The following is a 6,730-nucleotide window of genomic DNA, read 5'->3' on the forward strand; positions in this document are numbered from 1 at the left end:
CAAAGCTCATTCTTCAGCGAGCTTTGTGATGCCCAGCCTTGTCGTTCATCCCTCCACCAGCAGTCGCCCCCCGGCAGTCCTGACCCTGCTTCTGCTGGGTGCGCTAGCCGGATGCCGTGGCCTGCCCGACGAGCCCGCAGCGCAGTTGACGGCCCGGGCGGCGCCGCACTTGTCCAGCGGGTCTGCGGCCCAACCGCTGCCCGAGCGCTGGTGGCAGCTTTACCGTGACCCGCAATTGGACCGGCTTGTAGCGCAGGCCCTGAACCATAACCAAGACCTTGCCGCCGCCGCCGCCCATGTCGACGCGCTATTGGCACACCTGGAGCAGGTAGATGGCGAACGCCAACCCTCGACTCTTCTGACCTACGGCGTCGGTTACGGCCGCAGCCGAGACGACCAGACCCTGGCCCAGGCCCGCGATGAGCAGGCCGAGGCCCAGTGGAGCCACGCCCCTGGGTTTTCCCTGAGCTACACCCTCGACCTCTGGGGCGAGGTGCGTTATCGCCTGGCCGCCGCCCGTGCCGATGCGGATGCGGCGCGGGCGCTGGAAGACGAATGGCGGGTGACCGTGGCCGCGCAGACCACCCGGGCCTATGGCCAGGCCTGTGTCTATGCGTTCAGCCGCCAGGTGCAGCGTCATTCGGTGCAGGTGTTGGAGCGCAGTGTCGACGTCACTCGCAGACTGCAGAAGGCCGGTGCGGCGACGGCGCTGGACCTGGCGCGCCTCAATGGCCTGCTGGAAGAAACCCGTGCGCCGCTGCCGATGTTGACCGCGCGCTATCAGGCGGCCCTGTATGAGCTGGCGGTGCTCAGTGGCGTGCCGCCCCTGGAGGTGGCACGGCAAACCTGTGCCCGGCGCCCACAATTGCAGGCGCCGCTGCCCGTGGGCGATGGCTGGGCGCTGGTGCAGCGGCGGGCCGATATTCGCCGTGCCGAGCGCCAGCTGCAAGCGGCCACGCTGGCCATTGGTGTCGCTCGCGCCGAGTTGTATCCACGGGTGACCTTCGGTGCCGCGCTGGAGTCCTCCGCGAGCAGCCTGGGCAAGCTGGGGACCAGTGAAGCGCTGGTGTACTCCGTGGGGCCGTTGCTGTCCTGGCGCTTTCCCCAGCGCGGCGTTGCCCAGGCCCAAGTGAGCCAGCGCCGGGCCCAGGCGCGCGAGGCCCAGGCGCGTTTCGACGGCACGGTACTGCGTGCCTTGAAACAAGTCGAACAAGCCCTGGCGCTGTACCAGGGCGAACAACAGCGCCGCCAAGCCCTGCAGGCCGCGCTGGACAACAGCCAGCAGGCCCATGAGCTGGCCACCCGCAGCTATCGGGCCGGAGCCCTTGATGCCCTGCAACTGCTGGACAGCGAGCGCAACCTGGTCAACCTCCAGGCCCGCGTGGCCCAGGCCGACCTGCGCTTGATCAACCGCCAGATCGACCTGTTCCAGGCGCTCGGTGGTGGCTGGCAACGCAATGATCAACCTCAACCCTTACCCCTTGCTGCCCTTGGAGCCAAGCCATGAACCAGGCTGTTGAACCCGCGATCCTGCCATCCACTCCCAGCTTGATGCAGCGCCATCGCCGCGCCCTGCTGACGGGCGCATCACTGGTGACGCTGTTGGGGGCGGGGCTGTTTGCCGCGTATTGGTGGCAGTTGGGGCGATTTCTGGAAGAGACCGACGACGCCTACGTGCGCGCCGATTGGGTCGCCGTCAGCCCGCGGATTGCCGGCTACGTGGCCCAGGTGCTGGTGGAGGACAACCAGCCGGTCAAGGCCGGGGATGTGCTGGTGCGCCTGGATGAGCGTGATTTTGTCGAGCAGCTGCGCAGCACCCAGGCGCGGTTGCAGCAAGCCCGGGCGGCGGCGAATGCCCGCCAGTCCAGCCTGACCACCCTCGACGCACGGCTCGACGAGCAGCAGCAACGTATCGCCCAGGCCCAGGCTGCCCTGCATAGCAGCGAGGCTGAGGCCCATCGTGCGCCTGGACTTCCAGCGCTACCGCGATCTGGTGGATCAACAGATCGCCACCCGCGAGCGCCTGGAAACCGCCAGCGCCGGGCGGGCCAAGGCATTGGCAGCGGTGACCGAAGCCCGTGCCCAAGTGGCCCGGCAGCAAGCCCAGTGCCAGGTGCTGCAGGCGCGCCGCCAGCAGGCGAAGGCGCGGATCGCCGAATCCCAGGCCCGGGTGGGCGAGGCCCAGGCCAACCTGGCCCTGGCCCAGAATGCCTTGAATGACACAGCGATCCGCGCGCCGTTCGACGGCGTAGTGGGCCAGCGCAAGGTCCGCCGCCAGCAGTATGTGATGCCGGGTCTGCCTTTGTTGGCGGTGGTGCCGGTGGCACAGGCCTATGTGATCGCCAATTACAAGGAAACCCAGTTGCAGCACATGGCGCCGGGGCAGGCGGTCGATATCGCGGTGGACAGTTTTTCCGGCCAGCACTGGCGCGGCCAGATCGAAAGCATCGCCCCCGGTTCCGGTGCGGTGTTCGCCTTGTTGCCCCCGGACAACGCCACCGGCAATTTCACCAAGATCGTGCAGCGCTTTGCGGTGAAGATCCGCCTGGTGGCCGACGAGACGAATGCACCCGTGATCTTGCCGGGGATGTCCGTGATCGCCACGGTGGACACCCGCCCGGCCAGCCAGCAGGACGGTTCCCATGGAGGCTGATGGGCGCACCTCGAACGTTTCGTTTCGCGCCTGGGTCGCGGTGATCGGTGGTTTGTTCGGCTGCTTCATGGCCGGCATGAATGTGCATGTCACCAGCGCCGCCCTGCCGGAAATCGAAGGTGCGCTGGGGGCCACGTTCGAGGAGGGCTCGTGGATTTCCACGGCCTATCTGGTGGCGGAAATCATCATGATCCCGCTCACCGCGTGGCTGGTGCAGGTGTTCTCGTTGCGGCGGGTGATGCTGTGGGGCTCCGGGGTTTTCCTGGTGGCCTCGGTGGCCTGTTCGATGGCGCCGAACCTGCCGGTGATGATCATCATCCGGGTCATTCAGGGGGCGGCGGGGGCGGTGCTGATTCCGTTATCGTTCCAGTTGATCATCACCGAACTGCCTGCCAGCAAGATCCCCCTGGGCATGGCCCTGTTCAGCCTGGCCAACAGTGTGGCCCAGGCCGCAGGGCCGTCCATTGGTGGCTGGCTGACCGATGTGTATTCGTGGCGCTGGATCTTCTACCTGCAACTGTTTCCCGGTATCGCGCTGTTGGCGGCAGTGGCCTGGTCCATTGACCGCCAGCCGATGAACCTTGGGCTGTTGCGCCAGGGCGACTGGTTGGGCATCGCCTGCATGGTCCTGGGCCTGGGCGCGTTGCAGATCGTGCTGGAGGAGGGCGGGCGCAAGGATTGGTTCGGTTCGGCGTTTATCGGCTGGATGAGCCTGGCGGCGGCGGTGGGCCTGGTGGGCTTTGTCGGCCGACAATTGTGGGGCCGCAAAAGCTTTATCAACCTGCGGCTATTGGCGCACTACAACTTTGGCGTGGCCAGTGTGGCGATGTTTATCTTCGGTGCCAGCACGTACGGCCTGGTATTCCTGGTGCCCAATTACCTGTCACAGATGCAGGGCTACAACGCCAGTGAAATTGGCGTCAGCCTGATTGCCTATGGCCTGGTGCAACTGGTGCTGGCGCCGTTCCTGCCACGACTGATGAAGTGGTTGAGCGCAAAAATTCTCGTGGCCTCCGGTTTTGCGATCATGGCCCTGGGCTGCTGGATGGGCGCGCACTTGTCGGCAGACAGCGCCAGCAACGTGATCATCCCCTCGATCGTGGTGCGCGGCATTGGCCAGCCGCTGATCATGGTGGCGCTGTCGGTGCTGGCGGTGCATGGGCTGGCCAAGGCACAGTCCGGCTCGGCCTCGGCAGTGTTCTCGATGTTGCGCAACCTGGGCGGCGCGGTGGGCACGGCCCTGCTGGCGCAACTGGTGGTGGTGCGCGAGCAGGTGCATTCGGCGCGCATCGGTGAGTCGCTGAGCATTTTCGAACCGGCTTTACAGCAACATTTGCCGAACGGCGGCTTGTTGCAGGAGCAATGGCCGGAGCAGCAGCAAGTGCTGGGGTTGCTCGACCAGAGCGTGCGGCACCAGGCATTTTTGATGGCTTACAGCGACGCGTTCTACCTGGCGTGTGTGGCATTGACCTTGTGTGCGGTGGCGGCGTTGCTGCTTCGCCGCACTTGATCGCTGTCGCGGGTTCGTGTTGTGGCGAGCAACTCAGCGATGGGGTTTCAGCCCCCGCAGCAGCAACTCCAGGCCTTGCAGCGCTTGCTCCAGGCATTCGTCCGGGCGTTCGGCATGGGCAATCCATTGCGCCGTATCTACCAGGCTGCCATTGATCAACCGGGCCAGTGCCAGGCTGGGGGCATGCTCGATAAGCCCGGCCTGCATCAATTCATCCAGCAGCCGACGCAATGATTCGATGCAGTGCTGCTGGGCCCCCACGTCTGCACCCAGCACCGCCGGTGCATCTTGCAGCACGATCCGCTGGATCTCGGGATCCTGGGCCATGTGCAGGTAGGCGCGGCAGCGCTCGCAAAAACCGTCCCAGGGGTTGTTGGCCTGAGTGCTGATTTGTTGCAGACGGTCATCCATTTCGCTGTCGAGTTGCGCGACCACCGCGGCCAGCAGTCCTTTCTTGTCGCCAAAGTGATGGTACAGCGCCCCACGGGTAAGGCCGGCGCGGGCGGTGAAATCATCCATCGAGGTATTGGCAAAGCCTTGGGTGGCAAAGGCATGGCGGGCGCTGGCCAACAGGCGGGCGCGGGTTTCTTCAATCATCTCGGCGCGGGCTCGGCTCATGGAAAACGCTCGCTAGTTGTGGGTGAGTGGTTGACATACGCCGCGTATGTTACTCATGATTTGTCACATACGCACCGTATATCTTTTCCCCGGATTGCATTGAATGGCAAGCTCCAGGGCTCCCAGCAAGAGGTCACGCACCATGGCAAACCCCTACGCCGAGCTGTTCCAGGCGCCAGGTTCCAGGGCTTTTGTATCGGCCGGCATGCTCGCTCGCATGCCGATATCCATGACCGGTATCGGGCTGATCACCATGTTGTCCCAACTGCGTGGCGGTTATGGGTTGGCGGGCGCGGTGGCGGCAACGTTTGCCCTGGCCACGGCCTTTTGCGCACCGCAGGTTTCGCGACTGGTAGACCGTTATGGCCAGGGCCGCGTCTTGCCGGTGGCAGCCATGATCGGCGGTGGGGCGTTGTTGCTGCTGTTGCTGTGTACCCGTTTGCAGGCGCCGGACTGGACCCTGTTTATCTTTGCCGCCCTGGCCGGTTGCATGCCCAACATGTCGGCCATGGTGCGGGCGCGCTGGACCGAGATCTACCGTGGCCAGCCACGTTTGCAAACAGCCTTTGCCCTGGAATCGGTGCTCGACGAGGTGTGCTTTATCCTCGGCCCGCCGCTGTCGGTGGGATTGTGTGTGCTGCTGTTTCCCGAGGCGGGGCCGCTGGTGGGGGCGATCCTGTTGGCGGTTGGCGTGACCGCCTTTGTTCTGCAAAAACAGACCGAGCCTGCCATTCACGCGCAACTTGAGCACCAGGGCAGTTGGTTGATCACCCAGCCGTCGGTGCTGGTGTTGATAATCCTACTGATGGCCATGGGCACCATTGTCGGGGTGGTAGACGTGGTCAGCGTGGCGTTCGCCCAGCACCAGGGCCAGCCGGCTGCCGCGAGTATCGTGCTGTCGGTGTATGCCATCGGCTCGTGCCTGGCGGGGCTGGCCTTCGGTGCGCTGAAGCTGAACATGCCCTTGCCCCGGCAGTTCCTGCTCTGTGGCCTGGCCACTGCCCTGACAACCCTGCCACTGCTGTGGGTGGGGGATATCCTCGGGCTGGCATTGGCGGTGTTTGTGTCCGGGCTGTTTTTTGCCCCGACCTTGATTGTGTCCATGGCGCTGGTGGAGCAGGTCGTGCCACCCAGCCGCCTGACCGAAGGCATGACCTGGCTGATCACCGGCTTGAGTATCGGCGTGGCCATCGGTGCCGCGAGTTCCGGCTGGATGATCGACCACTTTGGCGCCGCCAGCGGGTTCTGGGTGGCGCTGATGGCCGGGGCAGTGGTGCTGGTGTCCGCTTTATTGGGCTACCGCCGCCTGGGATGAGTCACCCCAGGGCGGGGTGGCTGTCTGTACGGTGATGGCGCAGGAACTCGTTCAGCGCCTGGCGTGTCAGGTCGTTGAGCGTGACCTTTTTCTGCGTCGCCGCCAGGGCCGCAGCCAGGTGCAGATCATGGCCGACCCGTACATTGAAGGAGCCTTTGCAGGGCTTTTCCGGTGCCTGGCCCAGGGTCTGGCAAGTAACCAGATAATCCTCCACGGCCTCGCGAAAGGCGGCCTCCAACTGGGCCACGGTCTGCCCTTCGTAACTGACCAGGGGGCGGATAAACAGCAGCTTGCCGAACAGGCAATTGTCCTCGACGCTGGCTTCTATGGAGCCGATGTAACCTTTGTATTTCAACTGGTTGCTCACTGAATCAAGCCTCCTGATTCCAACTGTTCAATGATCTGGCGCCGAATGTAGTACTTCAGTTCATTGCCGGGGTGGGGCTTGTGCAAGGTGATCATTGCACTCGGGTCGCCTATGTCGAACTTGACGCGGCTCCCAGCCCCTTCGATTTGTCGGTAACCCAGCCAGCCTAACAATGTCACGAGCTCAGGCCAGGTAAATGCCATCTGCAGGTTAAGCAGTTTGGCGAGCAGCTTTTCATTTTTGAACACGGCGTTCCCTGCGTGTAAC

At 64.3% G+C, this 6,730-nt stretch carries 6 protein-coding genes and 1 pseudogene; 4 read left to right on the forward strand and 3 right to left on the reverse strand.

Going from position 1 to position 6,730, the window contains the following annotated elements:
- Positions 1-28 precede the first annotated feature (28 nt).
- From K1X80_RS11240 to K1X80_RS11250, 3 genes and pseudogenes are all read left to right on the forward strand, one after another.
- Positions 29-1,507 (forward strand): efflux transporter outer membrane subunit, encoded by a 1,479-nt coding sequence (locus K1X80_RS11240; protein ID WP_220172893.1) that lies wholly within the window; start codon positions 29-31, stop codon positions 1,505-1,507.
- Positions 1,504-2,653, forward strand: a pseudogene (locus K1X80_RS28395) (HlyD family secretion protein). The gene K1X80_RS11240 and the pseudogene K1X80_RS28395 overlap by 4 nt, the downstream one beginning before the upstream one ends.
- Positions 2,643-4,163, forward strand: coding sequence for an MDR family MFS transporter (locus K1X80_RS11250; RefSeq protein ID WP_057959158.1), 1,521 nt, complete (start codon positions 2,643-2,645; stop codon positions 4,161-4,163). Before K1X80_RS28395 ends, K1X80_RS11250 begins: the two are co-directional and overlap by 11 nt.
- 33 nt (positions 4,164-4,196) lie before the next feature.
- Here K1X80_RS11250 and K1X80_RS11255 read toward each other — a convergent pair whose 3' ends face one another.
- The gene (locus K1X80_RS11255; protein ID WP_057959159.1) at positions 4,197-4,781 is read right to left on the reverse strand and encodes a TetR/AcrR family transcriptional regulator; all 585 of its coding nucleotides are present in this window, start codon (positions 4,779-4,781) and stop codon (positions 4,197-4,199) included.
- 142 nt (positions 4,782-4,923) lie between these two features.
- On the opposite strand from K1X80_RS11255, the gene K1X80_RS11260 reads away from it, so the two are divergent.
- The gene (locus K1X80_RS11260) at positions 4,924-6,096 is read left to right on the forward strand and encodes an MFS transporter (RefSeq protein WP_115127923.1); all 1,173 of its coding nucleotides are present in this window, start codon (positions 4,924-4,926) and stop codon (positions 6,094-6,096) included.
- A gap of 1 nt (position 6,097) precedes the next feature.
- On the opposite strand, the gene K1X80_RS11265 is transcribed toward K1X80_RS11260, so the two are convergent.
- Together K1X80_RS11265 and K1X80_RS11270 are read right to left on the reverse strand one after the other, a co-directional pair.
- Positions 6,098-6,463 (reverse strand): type II toxin-antitoxin system HicB family antitoxin, encoded by a 366-nt coding sequence (locus tag K1X80_RS11265; RefSeq protein ID WP_057959161.1) that lies wholly within the window; start codon positions 6,461-6,463, stop codon positions 6,098-6,100.
- On the reverse strand, positions 6,460-6,711 hold the full coding sequence (locus K1X80_RS11270) for a type II toxin-antitoxin system HicA family toxin (RefSeq protein ID WP_220172894.1): 252 nt from the start codon (positions 6,709-6,711) through the stop codon (positions 6,460-6,462). The genes K1X80_RS11265 and K1X80_RS11270 overlap by 4 nt, the downstream gene beginning before the upstream one ends.
- Between the last annotated feature and the right edge of the window lie 19 nt (positions 6,712-6,730).

This window comes from Pseudomonas sp. So3.2b (assembly GCF_019464415.1).
Taxonomy (GTDB): Bacteria; Pseudomonadota; Gammaproteobacteria; order Pseudomonadales; family Pseudomonadaceae; genus Aquipseudomonas; species Aquipseudomonas shahriarae.

Excerpts from the sequence above, each read along its gene's own strand:
- K1X80_RS11260 (WP_115127923.1), top strand. The coding sequence starts at position 4,924 with ATGGCAAACCCCTACGCCGAGCTGTTCCAGGCGCCAGGTTCCAGGGCT.
- K1X80_RS11255 (WP_057959159.1), bottom strand. The coding sequence starts at position 4,781 with ATGAGCCGAGCCCGCGCCGAGATGATTGAAGAAACCCGCGCCCGCCTG.
- K1X80_RS11240 (WP_220172893.1), top strand. The coding sequence starts at position 29 with ATGCCCAGCCTTGTCGTTCATCCCTCCACCAGCAGTCGCCCCCCGGCA.
- K1X80_RS11250 (WP_057959158.1), top strand. The coding sequence starts at position 2,643 with ATGGAGGCTGATGGGCGCACCTCGAACGTTTCGTTTCGCGCCTGGGTC.